Raw genomic sequence first — 939 nt, 5'->3', positions numbered from 1 at the left:
TGATCTAGGTAGTTGGTGTTCTGGGATGGTTTTGTGACGAGTGCTGTCGGCAGTCGTTGGATGAGGCGTGAGTGCTCGTCGTCCGTACCGCAGTGACGTGTCTGACGCCCGCTGGGCCTTGATCGAACCGGTCTTCACCGCCTGGCGAGCGAGACGGACCGGACCCGGAACGGCAGCCCGGGTGCACGATTTACGAGAGATCGTCAACGCGATCCTCTACGTCAACCGCACCGGCATTCCGTGGGAATACCTGCCGCACGACTTCCCGCCCTTCAAGACCGTCTACGACTACTACGCGAAGTGGGAAGCCGACGGCACCACCCAGCAGGTCCACGACCTGTTACGCGACAAGACCCGCCGATTGCATGGCCGCCGCGCGGAGCCCACCGCGGCCGTGGTCGACGCGCAGAGCGTGAAGACCTCGGCAAACGTCGCTGAAAGCAGTCAGGGCATCGACGCCGGCAAGAAGATCAAAGGACGCAAGCGGCACCTGATCACCGACACTCTTGGTCTGGTGCTGGCCGTCCTGGTCACCGCCGCGAACGTGCACGACACCACCGGCGGGAAGCTCCTGCTCGATGACCTGGCCGCAGCGCATCCCAGCGTGACCAAGGTCTGGGCCGACGGCGGTTACCAGAACAGCATCTTCAACCATGGCGCCCGGTTGGGCATCGACGTTGAGGTGGTGCAGCGGCCACGGACCAAGGGCTTCGAGCCGCTGCCGAAACGGTGGGTGATCGAGCGGACCTTCGGCTGGCTCATGCAGCACCGCCGCCTGGCACGGGACTACGAAGCGCTTCCGGAGAGATCCCGCACGATGATCCACTGGGCCATGGCTAACAAAATGACCCGCGAACTGACCGGAGAATCCACACCAACCTGGCGAATGGAAACGGACTTACCACCCACATCAGCGTGAAAGCTGATCAGATGCCCTCT

Annotated in this window: 1 protein-coding gene; it reads left to right on the top strand. The window is 63.0% G+C overall.

Features of this window, described 5'->3' with window-relative positions; all coding sequences use genetic code 11:
• Positions 1–67: 67 nt before the first annotated feature.
• Positions 68–919 carry an IS5 family transposase gene (locus tag AOQ37_RS00025; protein WP_062639872.1) on the top strand — a complete coding sequence of 284 codons (852 nt, stop codon included), beginning with the start codon at positions 68–70 and terminating at the stop codon, positions 917–919.
• Positions 920–939: the final 20 nt, after the last annotated feature.

It is taken from the genome of Streptomyces maremycinicus (genome assembly GCF_001184025.1).
GTDB classification, from domain to species: Bacteria; Actinomycetota; Actinomycetes; order Streptomycetales; family Streptomycetaceae; genus Streptomyces; species Streptomyces maremycinicus.
This window is presented reverse-complemented; position numbering and strand designations above follow the sequence as displayed.